The 21,827-nt window shown below is 65.0% G+C and carries 20 protein-coding genes; 10 read left to right on the forward strand and 10 right to left on the reverse strand.

Annotated elements, in window-relative coordinates; genetic code table 11:
• Window positions 1–131: 131 nt before the first annotated feature.
• Both A3AS_RS0140985 and A3AS_RS0140990 read right to left on the reverse strand, forming a co-directional pair.
• Window positions 132–1,271: a glycosyltransferase gene (locus tag A3AS_RS0140985; RefSeq protein WP_018323210.1), complete on the reverse strand. Its 1,140-nt coding sequence runs from the start codon at window positions 1,269–1,271 to the stop codon at window positions 132–134.
• Between the two features lie 274 nt (window positions 1,272–1,545).
• Window positions 1,546–2,649 (reverse strand): glycosyltransferase family 1 protein, encoded by a 1,104-nt coding sequence (locus A3AS_RS0140990; RefSeq protein WP_018323211.1) that lies wholly within the window; start codon window positions 2,647–2,649, stop codon window positions 1,546–1,548.
• A 180-nt stretch (window positions 2,650–2,829) separates the two neighbouring features.
• On the opposite strand from A3AS_RS0140990, the gene A3AS_RS0140995 reads away from it, so the two are divergent.
• Window positions 2,830–3,705 carry an aldose 1-epimerase family protein gene (locus tag A3AS_RS0140995; protein ID WP_020508830.1) on the forward strand — a complete coding sequence of 292 codons (876 nt, stop codon included), beginning with the start codon at window positions 2,830–2,832 and terminating at the stop codon, window positions 3,703–3,705.
• A gap of 28 nt (window positions 3,706–3,733) precedes the next feature.
• Here A3AS_RS0140995 and A3AS_RS0141000 read toward each other — a convergent pair whose 3' ends face one another.
• Together A3AS_RS0141000 and A3AS_RS0141005 are read right to left on the reverse strand one after the other, a co-directional pair.
• Complete coding sequence (locus tag A3AS_RS0141000; protein WP_018323213.1) at window positions 3,734–4,582, reverse strand: MBL fold metallo-hydrolase; 849 nt, start codon at window positions 4,580–4,582, stop codon at window positions 3,734–3,736.
• Window positions 4,583–4,673: 91 nt separating this feature from the next.
• Window positions 4,674–5,831, reverse strand: a complete 1,158-nt coding sequence (locus A3AS_RS0141005) for an acyltransferase (RefSeq protein ID WP_026202888.1) — start codon at window positions 5,829–5,831, stop codon at window positions 4,674–4,676.
• 291 nt (window positions 5,832–6,122) lie between these two features.
• Between A3AS_RS0141005 and A3AS_RS0141010 the strand changes: the two genes are divergently transcribed.
• Window positions 6,123–6,938 (forward strand): response regulator transcription factor, encoded by an 816-nt coding sequence (locus tag A3AS_RS0141010; protein WP_018323215.1) that lies wholly within the window; start codon window positions 6,123–6,125, stop codon window positions 6,936–6,938.
• 11 nt (window positions 6,939–6,949) lie between these two features.
• On the opposite strand, the gene A3AS_RS0141015 is transcribed toward A3AS_RS0141010, so the two are convergent.
• The 3 genes from A3AS_RS0141015 to A3AS_RS0141025 form a co-directional block, all read right to left on the reverse strand.
• On the reverse strand, window positions 6,950–7,711 hold the full coding sequence (locus A3AS_RS0141015) for a transglycosylase SLT domain-containing protein (RefSeq protein ID WP_026202889.1): 762 nt from the start codon (window positions 7,709–7,711) through the stop codon (window positions 6,950–6,952).
• 50 nt (window positions 7,712–7,761) lie between these two features.
• Entirely contained in the window at window positions 7,762–8,907 is a 1,146-nt protein-coding gene (locus A3AS_RS0141020; RefSeq protein ID WP_018323217.1) for a S9 family peptidase, read from the reverse strand.
• 85 nt (window positions 8,908–8,992) lie between these two features.
• Window positions 8,993–9,196 carry a hypothetical protein gene (locus tag A3AS_RS0141025; protein WP_143109112.1) on the reverse strand — a complete coding sequence of 68 codons (204 nt, stop codon included), beginning with the start codon at window positions 9,194–9,196 and terminating at the stop codon, window positions 8,993–8,995.
• Between the two features lie 128 nt (window positions 9,197–9,324).
• Between A3AS_RS0141025 and pgm the strand changes: the two genes are divergently transcribed.
• From pgm to A3AS_RS0141045, 4 genes are all read left to right on the forward strand, one after another.
• Window positions 9,325–10,971, forward strand: a complete 1,647-nt coding sequence (gene pgm / locus A3AS_RS0141030) for a phosphoglucomutase (alpha-D-glucose-1,6-bisphosphate-dependent) (RefSeq protein WP_018323219.1) — start codon at window positions 9,325–9,327, stop codon at window positions 10,969–10,971.
• A gap of 314 nt (window positions 10,972–11,285) precedes the next feature.
• The gene (locus tag A3AS_RS0141035; protein ID WP_018323220.1) at window positions 11,286–12,335 is read left to right on the forward strand and encodes an aromatic ring-hydroxylating dioxygenase subunit alpha; all 1,050 of its coding nucleotides are present in this window, start codon (window positions 11,286–11,288) and stop codon (window positions 12,333–12,335) included.
• 3 nt (window positions 12,336–12,338) lie between these two features.
• Window positions 12,339–13,091 carry a GntR family transcriptional regulator gene (locus A3AS_RS0141040; protein WP_018323221.1) on the forward strand — a complete coding sequence of 251 codons (753 nt, stop codon included), beginning with the start codon at window positions 12,339–12,341 and terminating at the stop codon, window positions 13,089–13,091.
• An 11-nt stretch (window positions 13,092–13,102) separates the two neighbouring features.
• Entirely contained in the window at window positions 13,103–14,083 is a 981-nt protein-coding gene (locus A3AS_RS0141045) for a PDR/VanB family oxidoreductase (protein ID WP_018323222.1), read from the forward strand.
• Between the two features lie 145 nt (window positions 14,084–14,228).
• On the opposite strand, the gene A3AS_RS0141050 is transcribed toward A3AS_RS0141045, so the two are convergent.
• Both A3AS_RS0141050 and A3AS_RS0141055 read right to left on the reverse strand, forming a co-directional pair.
• Window positions 14,229–16,190 carry a bifunctional diguanylate cyclase/phosphodiesterase gene (locus tag A3AS_RS0141050; protein ID WP_018323223.1) on the reverse strand — a complete coding sequence of 654 codons (1,962 nt, stop codon included), beginning with the start codon at window positions 16,188–16,190 and terminating at the stop codon, window positions 14,229–14,231.
• Window positions 16,191–16,518: 328 nt separating this feature from the next.
• The gene (locus A3AS_RS0141055; RefSeq protein WP_018323224.1) at window positions 16,519–16,884 is read right to left on the reverse strand and encodes a nuclear transport factor 2 family protein; all 366 of its coding nucleotides are present in this window, start codon (window positions 16,882–16,884) and stop codon (window positions 16,519–16,521) included.
• A gap of 101 nt (window positions 16,885–16,985) precedes the next feature.
• Here A3AS_RS0141055 and A3AS_RS0141060 point away from each other — a divergent pair, with 101 nt between their 5' ends.
• The 3 genes from A3AS_RS0141060 to hemC are packed head-to-tail and all read left to right on the forward strand — an operon-like array spanning window position 16,986 to window position 20,263.
• Window positions 16,986–17,576 carry a TetR/AcrR family transcriptional regulator gene (locus A3AS_RS0141060; protein ID WP_018323225.1) on the forward strand — a complete coding sequence of 197 codons (591 nt, stop codon included), beginning with the start codon at window positions 16,986–16,988 and terminating at the stop codon, window positions 17,574–17,576.
• A gap of 55 nt (window positions 17,577–17,631) precedes the next feature.
• On the forward strand, window positions 17,632–19,257 hold the full coding sequence (locus A3AS_RS0141065; protein ID WP_018323226.1) for a GMC family oxidoreductase: 1,626 nt from the start codon (window positions 17,632–17,634) through the stop codon (window positions 19,255–19,257).
• Between the two features lie 25 nt (window positions 19,258–19,282).
• Window positions 19,283–20,263, forward strand: coding sequence for a hydroxymethylbilane synthase (gene hemC, locus A3AS_RS0141070; protein ID WP_018323227.1), 981 nt, complete (start codon window positions 19,283–19,285; stop codon window positions 20,261–20,263).
• A gap of 164 nt (window positions 20,264–20,427) precedes the next feature.
• On the opposite strand, the gene hemE is transcribed toward hemC, so the two are convergent.
• Window positions 20,428–21,462, reverse strand: coding sequence for a uroporphyrinogen decarboxylase (gene hemE / locus A3AS_RS0141075; RefSeq protein ID WP_018323228.1), 1,035 nt, complete (start codon window positions 21,460–21,462; stop codon window positions 20,428–20,430).
• Between the two features lie 106 nt (window positions 21,463–21,568).
• Here hemE and A3AS_RS0141080 point away from each other — a divergent pair, with 106 nt between their 5' ends.
• A complete protein-coding gene (locus tag A3AS_RS0141080) occupies window positions 21,569–21,784 on the forward strand; it encodes a hypothetical protein (RefSeq protein WP_026202890.1) in 216 nt (71 codons plus the stop codon).
• Window positions 21,785–21,827: the final 43 nt, after the last annotated feature.

A 21,827-nucleotide genomic window follows, 5' to 3' on the forward strand; every position in this document is an offset into this window, starting at 1 on the left:
CAAGGTGCGTGAGAATATCATCGGCTAGTTCATGCTCGCGCGTGCTGCGTTCGCGGTGACACCCAGTCCGGTCCATGACATCGCCATCGCGATCTCCTGCATCTGCGAGGGCAAGTGTGAACGTCGAGCCATCAGAAATTCTTGGAGAGGTCCGACTGCAGCCCCGCCTTCGCGTCGATCGGTGTCCGGTCGTCATGGAGCAGCTCGGCATAGACCTGCTGCAATTGCCCATGCGTCTTCTGAACGTCATAAAACTGCTTGAACCGGTCGTAACCGCGCTGTCCCAGCACCTTGAGGTCGAGATCGAGTGCTCGCCGGAAACCGTCGACGAGTGGCTGGACCGCGACGGGCTCGCAAAGCACGCCGGTCACGCCATCGACGACGATCTCGGGCAATGCTCCGCTGCGGAACGCCAGGATGGGTTTGGCCGCGCGCATCGCTTCCAGGGCAACGAGGCCGAAGGCTTCCCATCGTGACGGGATCACGACGAGGTCGGCGGCCTCGAGTTGGGTCTCAATGGTCGGGCGATCGAGCCAGCCCAGCAGGGACACGTTGGACGGGACGCTCGGGCCTTCGTACTTGTTGACGACGGAGGCGCCGATCATGCGGATCTCCAGCACGTCCTCGAGCGAGCGTGCCGCTTCGATCAGGAGATCAAAGCCCTTCTGGCGGTCCAGCCGTCCGATGAACAGGACCTTGACCTTTTCAGACGTCCAGTCGGCCGCGACAGGCTGCGGCGTGCGGCTCTTCGAGATGCCGTTATGGACGAGGGTGAGGCGCTCGGCGGGAATTCCGGCGCGGACGGCTTCGTTGAACTCGTCGCTCGAGATGCAGATGATTCGGTCCGACGTGCGGGCAAGGAGGTTCTCCGCCGCTTTCGTCACGAGATGACTTAGGCGGCCGGTCTCGCGTGAAAACGCCCAGCCGTGCGGGCAATAGACGACGCGCGGTCCGTCCGAGCGGGCCGCCAGCGCCGGGCGCAGCACCAGGCCCGCAAACGAGGAATGCAGGTGGACGACATCAGGGCGAAAGGCATCCAGCGCTTGCATGCTTGCGCGCAGCATCTGGAATAGCCCGGCGATGCCGCGACCGGATCGTTCGAACGTCGTAATCTGGTTGTCATCGATCGCCGGAAGATCGCGGCGATGATCCGACGGCACGACGTAGTGCACGTTCCCGGTGCCGAAGCTCGCCTGTTGCTGTGGGTGCAACTCGTTCAGGTAGCTGGCAATCCCGCCCCGGATCGTCTCGGCGATGTGCAGCACTTTCATCGTTTGCCTTCCGTAGGGCCGCGTTGGAGAGCCGGACATCCTGTATCCCTGTTCTGAGTCCGCTAGTGTTCGCTAGTGCGAGAGACAGTTCCTCGAATACGTAGCGATATTGGGGCAGCGATGTGGTGATGTTGCGCCAAGCTCTTTGTGCGCATGATTGTCATGGGAAGAACGAAAACTTTTCGTGGAACCATGCGCAGGTGTGCGAGTTGCAGCCAGTTGCAAATTGTTTGTGCGAAAACCGATGCGCGGAATAAGCGAAGTGCATCGAACTTCAAGCAGCGCTGGCAACGTTTGCCGATGGTGCGAGATGATCGAGCAACGACTTCGCCGACTTTTGCCACGAAAAGAACGCAACGCGTTCTTGCTGCCGCCGCCGTTCCTGATCGGAGATGGCGCCGATTGCCAATCTTTCGAGCATCAGCTGCTTCAACGATTCGGCATCATTGGCGTCAAAATACGCAGCGGCGTCGGCACACGTCTCCACGACCGCATCGGCCGTCGAGGCAATGACTGGGCAACCGAAGATCATGGCTTCGAGTGGCGGCACGCCGAAGCCCTCGTACAGCGAGGGAAACACGAATGCCGATGCATGCGCGTAGAGAGCGGCGATCTCGCCGTCCGTCAGACGCCCGGCGAGCAGCAGGCCGGAAACCCCGTCGCCCGAATTGTCTTGAAAGACCTTGCTGTTATCCCCTCCGACGATGACCAGGGGAACGTCGGCTCGATCGAGCAGCTGGACAGCGCGGATCGCGATGGAGAGATTCTTGTTCTTGGTCTTCGAGCCCACGAAGAGGAAGAACTTTCGCGGCTGAACGCCGAGCCGGGCAATGATGTCGGGATCCGGCTTCGTCCTGGCGAAGTGTTCGGCGCTATTGGGGAAAACCGGGATCGCCGTTGCTGACAGATTCAGCACCTCGGCAAGCTCTTTGCGCGAAAAGGCCGATACGGTTGCGATGCTTGCGTGCCGGGCGAGCAGCCGGCCCATGGTTCGGTGAACTGCCAGATAGCGCCAGTTGAAGAAGTCGGGCCTGCGAAAGACCTGTGCGTCGTGGATCACCACAATGTGGTCGCGATGGAACACGGGGCCGGAATTGGCGAGACTGATCAAGCGGCCACCCGCAGCTGCGCGCGCCAGGTCGATTTGATCCCAGGCGTGCCCGCGCAAGCGGCCGACGGCGCGAATCTTGATTCGCTCCAGCTGGAGCTGCTCGCTTGCATCCACGGGCGTCAGCAACTGCCAGTCTGCGTTCCGCAGCGAGGCGGGAGTTTGCTCCGACGCCAAAAGCACGTCGATCGCCTTGACGATCTCGGCGGCATAACGCTGAACGCCGGTGAGCTTTTGCGACAGAAAACGACCGTTGATGAAGAATTTCAATTGGCTACCATAATGGTTGATCGGAGTCCGGGCCGCCCTGCAGCAAGCAGGCGGGGGACGAACCGCAAAGGAGCAACCGTTAGGTACAGAAATATGACGCGGCCCTGCACGGTGGAGACGTTCCGCCTGCATGGCTGACGTTGCCTTGCTGCGTGTGAGGTCGCGGTGTAGATGTCCGCCATGAGTGACGACACCCACTCCCTCCGCAGCGGGGGGCTCACCGCGACCATCAAGGCGCACGGCGCCGAGCTGTGCTCGTTGAAGGACAATGTCACCGAATTCGTCTGGCAGGCCGGGCCGGAATGGCCGCGCCATGCGCCGCTGCTGTTTCCGATCGTGGGGCGCCTCGCCGGGGACGAATTGCGGCACCGGGGCAAGACATACCGGATGACCCAGCACGGCTTTGCGCGCGACAGCCGCTTTGCATGGGCGGAGCGCGGCGAGAGCCGCTGCACGCTGGTGCTCGAAGACAGCGAGACGACCCGCGCGCTCTATCCGTTCGCGTTCCGTCTGACGGCCGCGTATGTCCTCGATGAGGCCGGCCTCGACCTGACGCTCACGATCGCCAACACCGGCAAGGAGACATTGCCAGCCTCGATCGGCGGTCATCCCGCCTTCAACTGGCCGCTCCGGCTCGGAAGCGCGAAAGAGGACTACGCGCTGGCCTTTGCGAAGGTGGAATCCTCTCCCGTCCGCCGACTCGATGGCGGGCTGCTGCGCCCGGCAACGGAGCCGAGCCCAGTCAAAGGTGCCGCGCTCCCCCTGTCGGAATCCCTGTTCGTCGATGACGCCGTCATCTTCGACCGGATCGAAAGCGACGCGGTCCGCTACACCGCGTCCAGCGGCCCCTGGCTCAAAATGTCCTGGCGCGGCTTTCGCGAACTCGGCGTCTGGTCGAAACCGTCGGGCGCGCCGTTCCTCTGTATCGAGCCCTGGCGCGGCTATGCCAGTCCCGCCGGCTTTGACGGTGAGTTCACGGACAAGCCGGGCCTGATGCATATCGCGCCGGGAGCGGAAGAGCGCTTGTCGTTCCGGATCGAGGTCGGATCGTCCTGAAGCCGAAGGGCGAGCTGAGCGTCGGCCCTCAGATCTCGATGCGCGTGAGATCCTCGCCGAGCACGACCGGCCCCGCATAATCCTGCCTGACATCCGCAAGCAGCGCGTTCAGCATGGCGTCATCCGTGCGCGGCCGGTGATGGGTCAGCGCGAGCTTCTTGACGCCGGCCTTGGCCGCAACCTTGCCGACGGTGTCGCCGCAGGCGATCGTGAATTTCGCAAGGCGGCGGAGATGCTCGTTGTTGATCTCGGGCGTTGCGAGAAAGCAGACCTGGACAAGCAAATCGGCTCCCTCAGCCAGCCGCTCGAGCCCGGGGCAGGGGACCGTATCCCCCGAAATTGCGATGACCTTCCCCTCCGCCTCGAAGCGGTAGCCGAGACACATCCAGCGCGCCAGGAACGCCGGCGACATGTCGAGGCCGTCACCGTGCGAGACGAGCTCGGCGCTGATCTTCCAGCGGGCGGTGTCGAGCACGGGCCCGGGCATGATGTCCGTCGCGACCACGGGTTTCCAGCCGCCGAAGGTCGGCTCGCCCTGATCGCGCCAGGCGATGTCCTTGTCGTAGACCTGCGTGACCAGCGTGTTGACAAGCCGTTCGGTGTCCGGCGGTCCATAGATGCGCAGCTCGTCCTTGCGACCATGCATCCATGAATTCAGCATCACATCGTAGAGATCGCCGATGTGGTCGAAATGGTGATGGGTGAGGAAGACCGTGTTGATCGCGTCGAGCGGAACGCCGGCCTTGCTGAGCTGCACCACAACGCCGCGGCCGGCGTCGAACAGGATGTTCTCGTCGCCGAGCCTGATCAGGGTGGTCGTCGCCATGCGGCGCGGGTCCGGGCGCGGGCCGCCGGTGCCGAGCAGTATGACCTCCATGGCGCCTTCTCCAGCGTGAAGAGTCTCCACAGTAGATTCGGAGGCGGCAGCGAGGCAAGCCGCATCAGGCCCGGAGCATGCAGCGGGGGGCTTAGGGGATGCTGGCCGCGGTGGCGGCGATGGTCGGCGGGAGGATTGATCGGTCCGATCCCGCCGAGGTCAGGCGGTGCGCGAGATCCTGCGCGCGCCGTTCGACCAGATGCCAGGTCGCGCGCGCGACGAGATAGCTCAGCACGGCAGTGACGACGTAGGCAATGAGCAGCGAGACCAGTCCATCGGCGAGCGGCCAGAGCTGATGCAGGCCGTAGATCACCGCGAAGTGCGACAGGTACATCGAATAGGAATTGCGGCCGAGCGCCTCGAGCGGCTGGAAGCGGATCGCAAGCTTGATGCAACCGGCAACCAGCGCGCCGAGCACGAGGTTAATCATGAGATAGTTGAATTCGTGCGAGCCGGTGACGCGGTCGGCGACGAAGGACACCGCAATGAAGACCGCGTAGATCGCAGCGTCCGACTTGGCAAATCCGTCGCGCAGCGCGAAGAACAGCGCGCATCCCACTAGGAAGACCGGCAGCTGGTTCAGGAAGCTGATATGCAGCGTGGTCCAGACGAATGCCTCGTGGCCGGGGCCGTAATAGGCGGAGAACAGCGCGAAAGCCCACGGCTTGAACAGGCAGACATTGACGAGATGCAGCACGATCGCCAGCGCGAGATAGAGATGGCGGCGCGAGCCGAACGCGGTGATCAGAAGCGGGAAGACGAGATAGAAGGTCATCTCGGCCGCGATCGACCAGTCGCCGGGCACAACACTGTTGACGCTGTCCGGCCAGAAGCCGTGCAGGAACGTCGCGGTCAGGATCACTTGAACTGGCCCGATGCCGCCCGGCGCGTTAGCGCTCGGGCCGGTGCCGTTGATGACGAGGTAGATCGGGATCGCGAGCCAGAACAGCGGCGCGATGCGCAGGAAGCGGCGGATGTAGAACTTGCGCGTCGGACTGGTTTCGACACGCCGCGTCCACATCAGGCACATCGTCATGGCGCTGACGAAGTAGAACACGTTGACGCCGGTCCATCCGCACATGAAGGCGTAATCGACGGCGTGGATATTGGATGGAAACGACTGCGAGACGTGGATGGCCATCACGCCGGCGATAGCGAGGCCGCGCAGGACATCGAGCGTGTGCGAACGGCCGAACGGCGCTATGCCTTGCTCGATTCGACCGGCAGCCAACCGGACCTGCCCCTGCATCACGCCTGCTCCGTGGTTTCGTATTGTGCAGGCGGGACAATAGAGGTGCTGGTGGGCTTTCCGAAGCCGAAGGCTGTCTTTACGTTAACCGCCGGTTGAGTCCAAAGCTGAATGTGTGGGATCGGCGGCCCCGGGGCCGGCGTAAGGCCCTCAAGGCATCCTGCGTACGATGCGCGGAATGAGAATTGTGGGCCAATTCATACTTAATCCTTGGAGACCATGAGCAATATTGTTTGCGCGTCGCAACGCGCCTAATATTCCAGCAGGCAATTTCGGGGGCTCGAACAAGTCGTGAATGTCCGTTCACATGACAGCGCATTGCGCGGTGACTTGAATTTCCAGGTCGGGTCCCAGGCACACAGGACATCCAAGACAGTGGTTGATCCCGCACTCAAGGAGTTGCGTCCCGCCGGCCGCGAGCGGCTGATCGTCGTCGAGGACGATCCGGTGACGCGGACCATGCTGGTCGGCTATTTCAGCGAGAACAATTTCGACGTGGTCGGCGCCAGTTCCTGTGCGGAGTGCCGCCAGGCGTTGCGCGCTCGAACCGATCTCATCTTCCTCGACGTGCAACTGCCCGATGGTGACGGCTTCGAGCTCGCCAAGGAGATCCAGGCGACCAGCAACGCGGGCATCATCTTCGTGACGCGCCGCGACACCGACGTCGATCGCATCCTCGGCCTTGAGATCGCCGGTGACCACTACGTCACCAAGCCGATCAATCTGCGCGACCTGCTCGCGCGCGCACGCAGCGTGCTGCGGCGACGCTCGCTCGATCGCAAGGCGGCGCGCAACCACAATTCGATCGCGTTCGGCGACTGGATCATCGACCTCACCCGGCGTGAATTGCTCGGCAGCGACGGCAAGCCGGTGGCGCTGACGCGCGCCGAATTCGACCTGCTCGCGGCGCTGGTCGGTGCCGACGGACGGCCGCTCAGCCGCGACTATCTGATCGAGGTCGTCAGCAACCGCCAGGCCGAGGTCGACATCCGCACGGTCGATGCGCTGGTGGCGCGGCTGCGCCGCAAGCTCGTCGGCAGCGGTACGCCCGTGATCGCGACGGTCACCGGCGTCGGCTACAAGCTCGCGCTCAGCGAGCGGCTATAGGGCACTTGTCGTCAGCGCGATGCGACGCGCTTCCATCGCGCTGCGACGCGAGCCTTGATCTGGCTGACCCTGGCCTCGTGCGCGGCCCAATAGGCGCGGCTGGCGGCCGGGGTGCCTTGACGATAGCGGGCATAGACGGCTTTGGGTTGCGCAGCCATCTTCGGGCGGCTCGCCGGTTTTGCCGGAGCTGCCGTAGGTGCTGCGGGAGTGGGCCGGGGCGCCGGATTCGGAGCGGCCGCAACCTCGGTCTCAAGAGCCTTCGAATTCATGGCGGCAAGACGGTTGCGGGCCCGATTGCAATAGACCTGCGACCGCGCGGTCATATCTTCTTCGCCATGGCCTGCCCGATACTTCATGAGGGCCCGGCAGAGATCCCCGCCGGCGAGGCGCCAGGCCCGGCTGAGATAAAGCACCCCGTAATGGATGTTGATGTCGGGTTCGGCGAGTTCCGCATCGCTGCCCCGGAAGCCCAGCATCGCCGCCGTCTCGGGCCGCACCTGCATCAGGCCGATCTCGCCGACGCTGCCGATGACGGCCGAATTGTAGCCGCTTTCGACGAACACGACCGCTTCGGCGACATCGGCCGGCAAATTGGTGTTTGCGGTTTCTCGCTCGATGATCTTCCGGATCATGGCCCGGGATGACGGCGTTTCGCCGGCGCCGAGCTCCGTGCCGTCTCCGGCGTGCGCGCAGATCGGGGCCGACATCAGCAGGACGACCGCCACGTGTCTCCACGTCGCGCCGAGATTGAAGCCTGCCCGATCCCACAGCATCGGTCCGTCATAGAGCTCCGGAGTTAATAAACCGGCCTCCGCTGCGGCAACTAGCGCGCGCGGGCGCTCTGATCGGTGGACGTCGCTTGCGCAGGTTCGGCCAGCCGGTCGTCGATCGCATAGAGCGTGCAGGTCGGCGACCATTTCATGCAGGCCGCCAGCGACTCGCGCCGGGCGTCGTCGGCCGTGATGTGCCCCGAGCGCCAGCCGTAGCCGCCATTCGGCGACACCGCGAACGCCTTGTGCGGCAGCATGCTGGCGAGATAGCGCGCGAACTCGGCCCGCGCGGCCTCATTGAGCTGGCGCGGCGGCGGCAGCGGATCGGGCGGGCTTAGGATGTCGCGGCTGACGAGGCCGCGCTCGCGCAGGAAAGCGTCGACATAGGGCGTCCATTGCGCACGGCTCGCCACCGCATAGAGGTAGTGGCCGTCGTCACCGAACGGCGGCGCCGCGATGAATTTTGCATTGCCGCCACTGGTGCGAAATCCGTCATGGAGGCGGCGCGCGAGGTCGGGGCCGAAATAGGAATCGTTGATCGCATAGACCCACAGCGTCGGTACGCGCGAGGTCTTGCCGAAGGTGGCGAAGGCCTGCACCAGCCCATCGGGATTGCAGACGTCGTCGTCGTCGCGCGAGCCGCGGCCGCCGGCGAAGTTGATCGCGGCGACGAGACCGGACGGCGCCTGCGCAGTGAGCGCGATCGTGGCGAGCCCGCCGGCGGAATGGCCGGCCGCGATCATGCCCGTTGTTGTGACGTCAGGGCGGCGCGCCATCGCATCGATCGCGGCCCGTAAGTCGGCAACCGCGACCGCGACTGCGGGCAGGTAAGCGGCTTTCGCGCAGCCGCCGACGCTGTCGACGCGTCCGCCGGGCGAGCTGCCGTAGCCGCGCCGCATCACGATCAGCGCGGCAAAGCCGCGCCGGGCATATTCCAGCGCAATGCCGTAATATTTGTGCGCGGACATCGTCGCGCGGTCGTCGAAGCTGCGCGGCGAGCCGTGGCTGAGCAGCGCCAGCGGATAGCGCTTCGTCCCGGCCGGGCGGACCAGGAAGGCCTCGAGCCCCTGCGGCCCGGCCTCCGCCATGGGGATGCGGAGATCCTCGGTATAGAATTCCGCGGCCACCGCAGACGACGGCCCGTCCGCCGGGATCAGCCAGGCGATCAGCAGAGGGAGCAGCTTGCGCAGGACAGCCATGAGGCGATTCGAACAGCCGGAAGGCCTCGACCATAGCACGATCCCGCAATTTGCATTGCGGTGCCTACGTCCACGACGCGCGGCGCTAGCGCCCGGTGGATGCGCCAGAGGTGTCCGTGGTGTCGCTACGGAGCTCCCGCTCGAACCGGCGCCTCACCTTGGCGAGGTCATGATCCACGGCTGCGTTGCGCAGCATCGGGTTGCGTTCGACGCCGGTTTGCTCGACGTATCCGGGAGACGATAGCACCAAGGAACTGGCGAGCAGCAGGGCCGTTGCGAGAATGGTCATGTCCCCATTCATGGACCCAAATGCGGCCATTTGTTGCCGGCGTCGGCCGATGGCTTTTGAGTTGGCGTGTGCAAGCCCAATGCTATGGTGCGGCAGGGCCTCAATTTGACAACGACGAGGATAGTTCAGTGGCTGATGTTCATCCCGCGGCGGGCAAGCAGGCTTCGCCGGACGCGCTCACCAATATTCCGCGGCTGGTGACGGCCTATTTTGCCGGCAAGCCCGATGTCACAGATCCCGCGCAGCGCGTGGCGTTCGGCACCTCCGGCCATCGCGGCACCTCGTTCAAGAACACTTTCAACGAAGGCCACATCCTCGCGACCACGCAGGCCATTTGCGACTACAGGCGGGAAAAGGGCCTGACCGGACCGCTGTTCATCGGCATCGACACCCACGCGCTGGCCGAGCCGGCACTGGTCAGCGCCGTCGAGGTGTTCGCCGCCAACGGCGTCGACATCATGATCGACAAGGACGGCGGCTACACGCCGACGCCGGTGATCTCGCACGCGATCCTCACCTACAACAAGGGCCGTACCAGCGGTCTCGCCGACGGCGTCGTCATCACGCCCTCGCACAATCCGCCGGAGGATGGCGGCTACAAATACAATCCGCCGCATGGCGGCCCGGCCGACACCGATGTGACTGGTGTCGTCGAGAAGCGCGCCAATGCCTATCTCGCCGACGGCCTCAAGGGCGTGAAGCGCATCGACTATGCCAAGGCGCTGAAGTCTTCGAACGTCCATGCCTATGACTTCGTCACGCCCTACGTCGCCGATCTCGGCAATGTCGTCGATCTCGACCTCGTCAAATCCGCCGGCATCAAGATCGGCATCGATCCGCTCGGCGGCGCCGCCGTGCATTACTGGCATCCGATCATCGAGCGTTACGGCCTGAAGGCAACCGTGGTGAACGAGGCGATCGACCCGACCTTCCGCTTCATGACGGTGGACTGGGATGGCAAGATCCGCATGGACTGCTCATCGCCTTATGCGATGGCGAGCCTGATCGGGATGCGCGACCGCTTCGACGTCGCCTTTGCCAACGACACCGACGCCGATCGCCACGGCATCGTGACGCGCACCGGCGGCCTGATGAATCCGAACCATTATCTCGCGACCGCGATCTCCTATCTGTTCGCGCACCGCCCGAACTGGAGCCGGGATGCCGCGATCGGCAAGACCGTGGTGTCGAGCTCGATCATCGACCGCGTCGCCAAGAAGCTCGGCCGCAAGCTGGTCGAGACGCCGGTCGGCTTCAAATGGTTCGTCGACGGCCTCCTCACCGGCGGCTTCGGCTTCGGCGGCGAGGAGAGTGCAGGGGCCTCGTTCCTGCGCCGCGATGGCGGGGTGTGGACCACCGACAAGGACGGCGTCATCCTTGGCCTGCTCGCAGCGGAGATCATGGCCAAGACCGGCCGCGATCCCAGCCAGCTCTTCAATGATCTCACCGCCGAGTTCGGCGTGCCGCATTACGCGCGTATCGACGTCGCCGCGACCGGGCCGCAAAAGAACATCCTCAAATCCGTCACGCCCGAGCAGCTCGGCCTGAAGGATCTCGCCGGCGACCCCGTCCGCTCAACGCTGAGCAAGGCGCCCGGCAACGGCCAGCCGTTTGGCGGCATCAAGGTCGAGACTGACTACGGCTGGTTCGCCGCGCGGCCGTCAGGGACCGAGGATGTCTACAAGATCTACGCCGAGAGTTTCCGCAGCCCCGAGCACCTGACGCGGATTCAGGAAGAGGCCAAGGCAGGCCTGGCGAAGGTGTTCGGCGCTTAAGGGGCCGAACGCTTACGGCTCTCGCTGCTGCCCGCAGGGATACCTCTGCCGCTCCGAAGCGGACCGCTTGCCGCATCCACCGCTGTCATCACCCGCGAAAGCGGGTGATCCAGTACGCCGCGGCTCCAGTTGTGTGAGTCTCATGCCCGCTGCGGAGTACTGGATTCCCCGCTTTCGCGGGGAATGACCCGCTACCTTGTGTGTATACATCAAAATACGTAAAGGTATTATAATACAGCAAAATTGCCACTTGAACCTTTCTTTGCCTCCGCTATTGTATACATAACGTATTCACAAGCGGTGGGAGTGAGACAATGACAAAGCCCTTCCCGATGAACGCCTGGTACGCCGCGGCCTGGGACGCGGACGTGAAAGCTGCGCTGCTGCCGCGAACGATCTGCGGCAAGCATGTCGTGATGTACCGGAAGGCCGACGGCTCGGTCGCGGCGCTTGAGGATGCCTGCTGGCACCGCTTGGTGCCGCTGTCCAAGGGCCGGCTCGAAGGCGACACCGTCGTCTGCGGCTACCACGGCCTCAAATACAATGCACAGGGACGCTGCACCTTCATGCCCTCGCAGGAGACCATCAATCCGTCGGCCTGCGTCCGCGCCTATCCCGTGGTCGAGCGCCACCGCTACATCTGGCTCTGGATGGGCGATCCCGCGCTGGCCGATCCCGCGCTGGTCCCCGACATGCACTGGAATCACGATCCGGCCTGGGCCGGCGACGGCAAGACCATCCACGTCAAATGCGACTATCGCCTCGTGCTCGACAATCTCATGGATCTCACCCACGAGACCTTCGTGCACGGCTCCTCCATCGGCAACGAGGCGGTGGCGGAGGCGCCGTTCGACGTCACCCATGGTGAGAAGACGGTCACGGTGACGCGCTGGATGCGGAACATCGAGCCGCCGCCGTTCTGGGCGAAACAACTCGGCAAGTCCGGCCCCGTCGATCGCTGGCAGATCATCCGTTTCGAGGCTCCCTGCACCATCGCGATCGACGTCGGCGTGGCGCCCACAGGCACCGGCGCGCCGGAAGGCGACCGCTCGCAGGGCGTCAACGGCTTCGTGCTCAACACCATCACGCCGGAGACCGAGAAGACCTGCCACTATTTCTGGGCCTTCGTGCGCAACTATCAGATCGGTGAGCAGCGCATCACCTCCGAGATCCGCGAGGGCGTTTCCGGCATCTTCCACGAGGACGAGCTGATCCTCGAGGCGCAGCAGCGCGCCATGGATGAGAACCCCGATCGCATCTTCTATAACCTCAACATCGACGCCGGCGCGATGTGGACGCGCAAGCTGATCGACAGGATGGTGGCCAAGGAAAACGGGCCGCAGCACCTTCAGGCGGCGGAGTAGATCATGGCCGAACGTGAGGTCGACCGCTCCGTCTCGCAGACTGTGAAGGCGCAGCTTGCGCTGCGCGACCAGATCCTGTCCGGCTCCCTACGTCCGGGCGAGCGCATCTCCGAGCTCCAGGCGGTAGAGACCACCGGAGCCTCGCGCACCCCCGTGCGCATGGCGCTGGTGCGACTGGAGGAGGAAGGCCTGCTGGAGGCGATCCCGTCCGGCGGCTTCATGGTGAAGGCGTTTTCGGAGCGCGACATCTCCGATTCCATCGAGCTGCGCGGCACGCTGGAAGGGCTCGCTGCGCGCTTCGCCGCCGAGAGCGGCGTCTCCGCGCGCGAGCTGGAGCCGCTCAAGGAGTGCCTTGCCGCGATCGACGAACTGCTGCGGCAGGTGCCGATCTCGATCGAGGCGTTCTCGTCCTATGTCACGCTGAACGCGCGCTTTCACGCCCTGCTCACGGAATTGTCGCGCAGCCCACCCTTGATCCGCCAGATCGACCGCGCCTCGGCGCTGCCGTTCGCATCCCCGAGCGGCTTCGTGATGGCGCAATCGGCGCTGCCCGAGGCGCAGCAGATCCTGATCATCGGGCAGGAGCACCACCGTGTCGTGATCGACGCCATCGAGAACCGCGAAGGCGCGCGTGCCGAAGCCGTCATGCGCGAGCATGCGCGGCTGGCGGTGCGCAATCTGCGCCTCGCGCTGCGCAACCGCACCCATCTCGACCTCTTGCCGGCGCTCGCACTGATCAAGACCACAACCGATTGAGGGCAGTCATCATGCGCTTCATCGAAACCTGGATTCCGGCAACGCTCGTTTCGACGCGCGATCTTGCCCCCGGCATCCGCGAATTCCTGATCCGGCCGGATCAGTTCGACGCCGCCGCCTATCCGGTCGGCAGCCACATCAATGTCAGCGTGACCATCGACGGCCTGCCGGAGACGCGGTCCTATTCGCTGGTCGGCGAAGCCATCTCGACCGGCTTCAAGATCGCGGTGCGCCGTGCCGATGATTCCCGCGGCGGCTCGCGCTACATGTGGCAGCTCGCGCCGGGCGCGCGGCTCGACATCACGCAGCCCGCTTCGCTGCTTGCGGTGGACTGGTCCCGTGAAAATTATTGCCTGATCGCCGGCGGCATCGGCATCACGCCGATCCTCGGCGCCGCGCAGGCGCTGGCGCGGCGCGGGGCTGACGTCACGCTGCATTATGCGGTGCGCTCGCGCGGCGAGGCTGCCTATCTCGACGATCTCGCCGGAATTCTCGGCGATCGCCTGGTCGTTCATGCCAGCGATGAAGGCAAACGGCTCGACCTCGATGCGGTGTTCGCGTCATTGCCGCAAGGCACGCTGTCGCTGTTCTGCGGCCCGATGCGCATGCTCGATGCCGCACGCCACGCCTGGATCGGCGCGGGCCATCCGCTGCCCGATCTCCGCTACGAGACCTTCGGCTCCAGCGGCACGCTGCCGACCGAGACGTTTCGCGTGCGCCTGAAGGGCTCCGATGTCGAGCTCGAAATCCCGCGCGAGCGCTCGATGCTGGACGTGCTCAACGCCAGCGGTCACGACGTGATGTACGACTGCAAGCGCGGCGAATGCGGCCTGTGCGCCATCGACGTGGTCGAGGTCGACGGCGAGATCGACCATCGCGACGTCTTCTTCAGCGACCATCAGAAGCAAAGCAACCAGAAGATCTGCGCCTGCGTCTCCCGCGCGCGGGGCACCATCACGGTGGACACGCTGCTGCGGGCGGATGCGATCTGAGGCAGCCTCTCGAGACCCGGCAGGGTCTGAAGGATTGTAGCCCGGATGGAGCGGAGCGAAATCCGGGGCGGTCTTGCTCCGGCGCGCACTCGTCCCGGATTGCGCTTCGCTCCATCCGGGCTACGAAGCGTCAGCCGCAAGTGACCTACGCCGCAAACGTCGCCCGAAGCTTCTTCCTGTCCAGCAGCGCCAGCACGCCATCCACCGACACCGGCCGGCTGATCAGATAGCCCTGGACCTCGTCGCAACTGATCTGCCTGAGATAGTCGAGCTGGTCGGCGGTCTCGACGCCTTCTGCGACGACGGCGATGCGCAGGTCGCGCGCGAGCGAGATCACTGACTTGACGATGGCGGCACAGTCCGGCTGCACCAGCATGTCGCGGATGAAGGACTGGTCGATCTTGATGCGGCTGAACGGCAGCTTGCGCAAATAGGTGAGGGAGGAGAAACCCGTCCCGAAATCGTCCAGCGCGACCGTGACGCCGAGCTGCAGCAGCGCGTTCAGAACCGGCTCGGCCGAGCCGTATTTCGACAGCAGCATCGATTCCGTGATCTCGATCTCGAGCCGGTGCGGCGAGATCTTCGCGTCCGCCAGCGCCTGCACGATGATCTGGAGGATGCCGGCGTTATGAAACTGCGCGGCCGAGAAGTTGACGGCGACCCTGATCTCGTCCGGCCACTCGGCAACCGTCGCGCAGGCGCGGCGGACGACCCATTCGCCGATCTCGTGGATTAGTCCGGTCTCTTCCGCAATCGGGATGAATTCGCTCGGCGGCACCAGTCCGCGCTCAGGATGTTGCCAGCGCAGCAGCGCCTCGAAACCGGTGATCCGGCTTTGGTCGAGATCGAGGAACGGCTGGAACACGAGGAACAGCTCGTCTCGCGCGATCGCGCCCTCGAGGTCGGATTGCAGCGCCTTGCGATCGCGTGACACCCTGTCGTCGCTGGCCTCAAAGAAGCGGATCGTGCCAGGTCCCGCCTTCTTGGCGCGGTAGAGCGCGGCATCGGCATTCTTCATGACGTCAAGCGGTGTGGTGCCGTCGCGCGGCGCCAGCACGATGCCGACGCTGGTCGCGCCCCCGATCTGGCGGCCCTCGATGCGGAACGGCTCAGTGAAGGCCGCGACGAAGCGTTCGGCGATTTCGAGGGCATCCTCGGGACGCGCCAGATTGGCCATCACCAGCGCGAACTCGTCGCCGCCGATGCGCGCGACATGCTCGGCGGCGCGCGTGCAGCGTCGCAGGCGGCTTGCGACCTGGACCAGGAATTCGTCGCCGGCGGGATGGCCGAACTTGTCGTTGACCTCCTTGAAGCGATCGAGATCGAGCAGCAGCACCGCAAACTCCTCGCCGGACAATGCCAGTCGCTTGAGCGCGGCCTCGAGCGTCTCGTTGAAGGCGACGCGGTTGGGCAGGTGGGTCAGAGGGTCCAGCCGCACCGTGCGCTCCGCCTCGATCTGCCGCATCACGCGCCGCGCGAACGAGAAGGAATTGACGAACACGCCGCGGATCAGCACGCTGCCATAGACCACGACGAGGAAGGCGATCAGCAGAAAGGCCAGATCGCCGTTCCTGCCGAGGCAGATCGCGATCCCGACGAAGATCGGGGCGGTGAAGGCGATCGCTGCGATCGGGATGGTGGCGAAGGCGAGCGCACCGCCGGCCAGCATGCCCGAGCACAGGCAGGTGATGACGAGCTGGCCGCCGGTCGAAGCACTGTCGAAGAAGGCGACCGGGACGATGCCCCAGGCGGTGCCGAGGACGAAGGCGTTTCGCACCAGCCGGTGCATGGCGCGGCGCGAGACGAATTGCGGCTTGGTGATGCGGCGCGCCGCGCGGGATTGCAGGCCGAATGCGATCGCGGCGCTGGCGACGGCGGCGGCCCAGATCAGGGCGGATATCCTGTCCGGCGACTGCCACAATGCGATGGCGAGCACGATGGCGTTGCAGGCATTGGCGAGCATGATGCCGACCGAATAGCCGAGCACCAGCGACATCTGCTCGGCGCGGATATGGCCGGCCACGGCTTCGTCGGTTGCGGGACCGCCAAAGGCCGATAAATCGCCCGCGAACAGCCGCGCGACATAGCTGGTCGTTTGAGTCCGCATTTCAGAGCCTAGCAGGACGGGCCGTTGGTCGGCTCCTTCAGGGAAATTCGCCGCAAACCTTTGACGAACTATGAATTATCCCTGACTGCGGCGCTCGCCGCGACCACTTCCGCGTGTTCGTGACGTGATATCGATAACAAATCGATACAAATGCAGACTTCGGATTACGGCTGTAACGAGAGCAGGGCGCTCCCCACTAGCTCGCCGTCATGCCCCGGCTTGACCGGGGCATCCAGTACGCCGCGGCCTATCGAGGAATCACAACCGTCTCTGGAATACTCGATCGCCCGGTCAAGCCGGGCGATGACACCTGTGTGGAGAGACGTCGTCACCGCCCCAGCTGCTTCGGATCGTAATAGAACCGCTCTTCGATCAGCTTGTCGCCGCGCCAGGTTTGCCACGCGATCTCGTCCAGCGTTCGTGAGACACCCTCTGCGTTGGTGAAGCTGAACGTCCAGCGCGTCGCCACGTGGTCGCCGTCGATCAGGCTCGGTCCGATGCGGACGGCCCTGACCTCTTTCGAGGCCGCCAGCACGGCACGCTCCTTGGCGACGAGCTTGTCACGGCCGATCGTCGGGGCGCCGTTGTTCTCATAGGTCGCGGCGTCGGGCGTGCAGAACTGCTCGATCGCGCCGATGAAATCCCCGGCCTCCAGCCGCTGCGCAAAAGCTTCGACGACGTCACGGCTCGGCATGGCAAACCTCGCGATTAAAACCGACTGACAGTCGGTAAAATACCGACCGAGGGTCAAAAAGTCAACTGGCCGCCCCTGCCGAATTCGACTAGACGAGAGCCATGGCGAAACAGGCGGAGCGGCGGGCGGCGACATCGGAAGCGATCCTGTCGGCGGCGCGCCGCCTGTTCGGGACGCAAGGCTTTACAGCCACCACCATGGACGAGATCGCGGAAGCAGCCCACGTCGCCAAGGGCGCGGTCTATCATCACTTCAAGACCAAGGAGGCGGTGTTCGAAGCCGTGTTCGACCAGGTTTCGCGCGACCTCGTCGTCGAGATCGATGGCACGGCTCGCGCCGAGAAGGACGTGCTCGCCGCGATGGTCGCCGGCACGCAGCATTATTTCGCGGCGACCGCCAAGGGCCCGACCGGCCAGATCATCCTGCGCGACGGCCCGGCCGTGCTCGGCTGGGAGCGCTGGCGCGAGATCGACGCGCAGCATTTCGGCGGCAAGCTGCCACGTGCGCTCTCGGTGGCGATGGAGGCTGGCCTCATCGCAAAGCAGCCGGTCGAGCCGCTCGCCCGCCTGCTGCTCGGCGCGGTGACGGAGGCCGCGGTCGCCTGCGCCGGACGCGCTGATATCGCAAGGGCAGGCGCGGAATATGCCCGTGCGTTCAAGTCGCTGGTCGAGGCGCTGCGCCTGCGGGAATGATTGTGCTAAGCCACGCGGACGGAAACGCCCCAACCAACAAGAAGACTGACAAGACATGACCATAAACTCCTCCCTCGCGCCGTCCGATCCCGAATTCGACTACATCATCGTCGGCGCCGGCTCCGCCGGCTGCGTGCTCGCCAACAGGCTCTCGGCGAACGGCAAGCACAGCGTGCTGCTGCTCGAGGCCGGCCCGAAGGATTCCAACATCTGGATCCACGTGCCGCTCGGCTACGGCAAGCTGTTCAAGGAGAAGTCCGTCAACTGGATGTACCAGACCGAGCCGGAGCCCGAGCTGAAGGGACGCCAGGTGTTCCAGCCGCGCGGCAAGACGCTGGGCGGATCGAGCTCGATCAACGGCCTGCTCTATGTCCGCGGTCAGCACGAAGACTACGACCGCTGGCGCCAGCTCGGCAACACCGGCTGGGGCTATGACGACGTGCTGCCCTATTTCAAGAAGGCCGAAAATCAGTCGCGGGGGGCCGACCAGTATCATGGCAGCGGCGGGCCCCTGCCTGTCTCCAACATGGTCGTGACCGATCCGTTGTCAAAGGCCTTCATCGACGCAGCGGTCGAGACCGGTCTGCCCTACAACCCCGATTTCAACGGCGCCACGCAGGAAGGCGTCGGCCTGTTCCAGACCACGACGCGCAACGGCCGGCGCGCCTCGACGTCGGTGGCCTATCTCGGCCCGGCAAGAACCCGCGGCAATCTCAAGGTGGAAACTGGCGCGCTCGGCCAGCGCGTGCTGTTCGAGGGCCGCCGCGCCGTCGGCGTCGAATATCGGCAAGGCGCAGATGTGCGCCGGGCCCGCGCGCGCAGAGAGATCGTGCTGTCGAGCGGCGCCTACAACTCGCCGCAACTGCTGCAGCTCTCCGGCGTCGGCCCTGGCGATCTCCTGCGCAAGCACGGCATCGATGTCGTGCTGGACGCGCCGGGCGTCGGTCACGACCTCCAGGACCACATGCAGGTCCGCATCGTGATGCGCTGCTCGCAGAAGATCACGCTCAACGACACCGTCAATCATCCGCTCCGCCGCACCATGGCCGGCGCGCGCTATGCGCTGTTTCGCAAGGGGTGGCTGACCATTGCGGCCGGCACGGCGGGCGCGTTCTTCAAGACCAGCCCGCGACTGGCTTCGCCCGACATCCAGGTGCACTTCCTGCCGTTCTCGACCGACAAGATGGGCGAGAAGCTGCACGATTTCTCCGGCTTCACCGCCTCTGTGTGCCAGCTCCGTCCTGAAAGCCGCGGGACCTTGCGCATCCGAAGCGCCGATCCGACGGTGCCGCCGGAGATCCGCATCAACTACATGTCGACCGAGACCGACCGCACCACCAACGTCGAAGGTCTGAAGATCCTGCGCAAGATCTTGAATGCGCCGGCGCTGAAGCCATTCGTTGTCAATGAGTACGATCCCGGGGCGAAGGTATCCACGGACGCCGAGCTGCTGGAATATTGCCGCGAGCGCGGCAGCACCATCTACCATCCGACCTCGACCTGTCGTATGGGCAATGATGCGCTCGCGGTGGTCGACCAGCGGCTGAAGGTGAGGGGGCTCGAAGGCCTTCGCGTCGTCGACGGCTCGGTCATGCCGGACCTCGTCTCGGGGAACACCAACGCGCCGATCATCATGATCGCCGAAAAGGCCTCCGACATGATATTGGAGGATGCGCGGTAAATTCGCGTCTTGAGAGGGTTTGGACTTGGCTACTCGATTTCGGATCGGCACACGCAAGAGCACAATGGCGCTGGCACAGACGGAAGAGATCGCGCGCCGCCTGACCGCCGCCGTGCCCGGTCTCGACGTCGAGATCGTCAAGTTCGACACCACGGGCGATCTCGATCAGACCAGCAAGCTCCTGCCGCATGGCGGCAAGGGCGGCGCCTTTGTGGCGCAGATCCGCGCCGCCGTGCTGTCGGGCGAATTGCAGGCGGCGATGCACTCGCTGAAGGACATGCCGGGCAATGAGGATACGCCCGGCCTCGTCATCGGCGCCACGCTGTCCCGCGATCCGCCGAGCGACGCGCTGGTGCTGCGCGACGGCGTGACGCTGGAGGCGCTGCGCCAGTCCCGCGGCAAGGGTTTCAAAATCGGCACCAATGCGGTCCGTCGCGCCGCTTACGCGCGACGCCTGTTTCCGGATGTAGACGTGATCCACTTCCGCGGCGCCGCCGACACGCGCGTGCGAAAGCTCGACAATGGCGAGAAGCAGCGCCTGCCGGATGGCGGCACGGTGGGACCGGCCGATGCGCTGATCATGGCGCGTTCGGGGCTCGACCGTGTCGGCCTCGCCGGCCGCATCGCCTATGAGTTCACCGCGGCCGAGATGCTGCCGGCGGCGGGGCAGGGCATCGTCGCGGTCGAATGCGCCGCGCAGGACTGGCAAACGCGGCAGATCCTGTCGTCGATCGACGATCCCGCCGCGCATGCCAGCGCGGACGCCGAGCGCGAGGTGCTGTGGGTGCTGAACGGCCACTGCAATTCGCCGGTGGCGGGCTTCTCGACCATCGCGGGCGATCAGATGTCGCTCACCGCATCCGTGCTCGATCTTTCCGGCAACGTCATTATCGAGGCTTCGCGCGCAGGCCCCGCCAATCGCCCGCGCGAGCTCGGCCGTGCCGTGGGTCTGGATCTGCTGACGAAGGGCGCCGCCGAGATCATCGAGCGCAGCCGGCCGCGCTAGGCTGCCGCGATCACGAGATCATGCGGGCGTGCGCCTGTTTTGCCCGACGTGTCAAACGCGGCTCGTGAGTCGGGTCTTGCCGGCCCAGCTTTTTCAATGACTTGTCTACTGTGCATGGGGTTGTTTTCGCGTTTTTTGTTTCCGCCCCGTTGGGGGCGGGCGAATTAGCCCCGCACGCGCTTGATCATCTGCTCGACATGGGCGATCGGCGTTTCCGGCTGGATGCCGTGGCCGAGATTGAAGATCAGCCGCCCTTGGGCAAAATTCGCCAGCGTGTTGTCGACCGCGCGGTCGAGCGCGGCGCCGCCCGTGATCAGCACCAGCGGATCGAGATTGCCCTGCACGGCGACCTTGCTTTGCACGCGTTCGCGAATGAAGCCGGGCTCCGCGGTCCAGTCGATGCTGACCGCATTGACGCCGGTCGCCTCGACATAGCCCGGCAATTGCGCACCGGCGCCGCGGGGGAAGCCGATGATCTTCGCATCCGGCACCTTGGCCCGCACGCCCTCCACGATGCGGCGCGTCGGCTCGACCGACCAGCGCGCGAACTCGGCCGGCGGCAGCACGCCGGCCCAGGTGTCGAAGATCTGCAAGGCATTGGCGCCGGCGGCGAGCTGCGCCAGCAGATATTGAATCGAGTTCTCGACCAGCACGTCGATGATTTCAGCGAACGCCTCCGGGTGCCGGTAGGCCATCATCCGCGCCGGCGCCTGGTCGGGCGTGCCCTGGCCCGCGACCATGTAGGTCGCCACCGTCCACGGCGCGCCGCAGAAGCCGATCAGCGCGACCTTTTGATCGAGCGTGCCGCGCACGATCCTGAGCGCCTCGAACACCGGCTCGAGCTTGCCGAAGTCGGCGCGCGCGGCGAGCGTTGCGACCTTCGCCGGATCATCCAGCGGATCCAGCCGCGGGCCCTCGCCGACCTCGAACCGCACCGAGCGTCCGAGCGCGTAGGGGATCACGAGAATGTCCGAGAAGATGATCGCCGCATCGAAGCCGAACCTGCGGATCGGTTGCAGCGTCACCTCGGCCGCAAGCTCCGGGTTGAAGCACAGGTCGAGGAAGCCGCCGGCCTTGGCGCGGACATCGCGATATTCCGGCAGATAGCGGCCGGCCTGCCGCATCATCCACATGGGCGGGATGCTCTGGCGCTGGCCGGAGAGCACGTCGATGAAAGGTTTCGTCGCAGATTGGGGCACGAATGGTCCTGAGCAAGGTTATGGCCTCTGATACACCGCTCCGGCCCTCAGCGGAACAGGGGAACCAGCGCAATCGGGCCGCGTTGACCAGCCGATGGAGGACATCATGGCTGAGACATTCAATCCCGCGCCGCATGACAAGCACGCCGACGATCTGCGTGAAGCGCTCGCCGCCGACCGCAACGCCAAGCTCGATGCCGGGCTGAAAGATACCTTCCCGGCATCTGATCCCGTCAGCGCCGCCCAGCCGACGCCCTCGAAGGCCGATGCGGAAGCTGACGCTCCCTCGCTCTGGGACAAGGTCAAGGCGATCTTCAGCTAGCGGAAGGCGACGCCGGGATTCCGATCGGCTTGCTAATACCTTG

It is taken from the genome of Bradyrhizobium sp. WSM2793, from assembly GCF_000379585.1.
Lineage (GTDB): Bacteria > Pseudomonadota > Alphaproteobacteria > Rhizobiales > Xanthobacteraceae > Bradyrhizobium.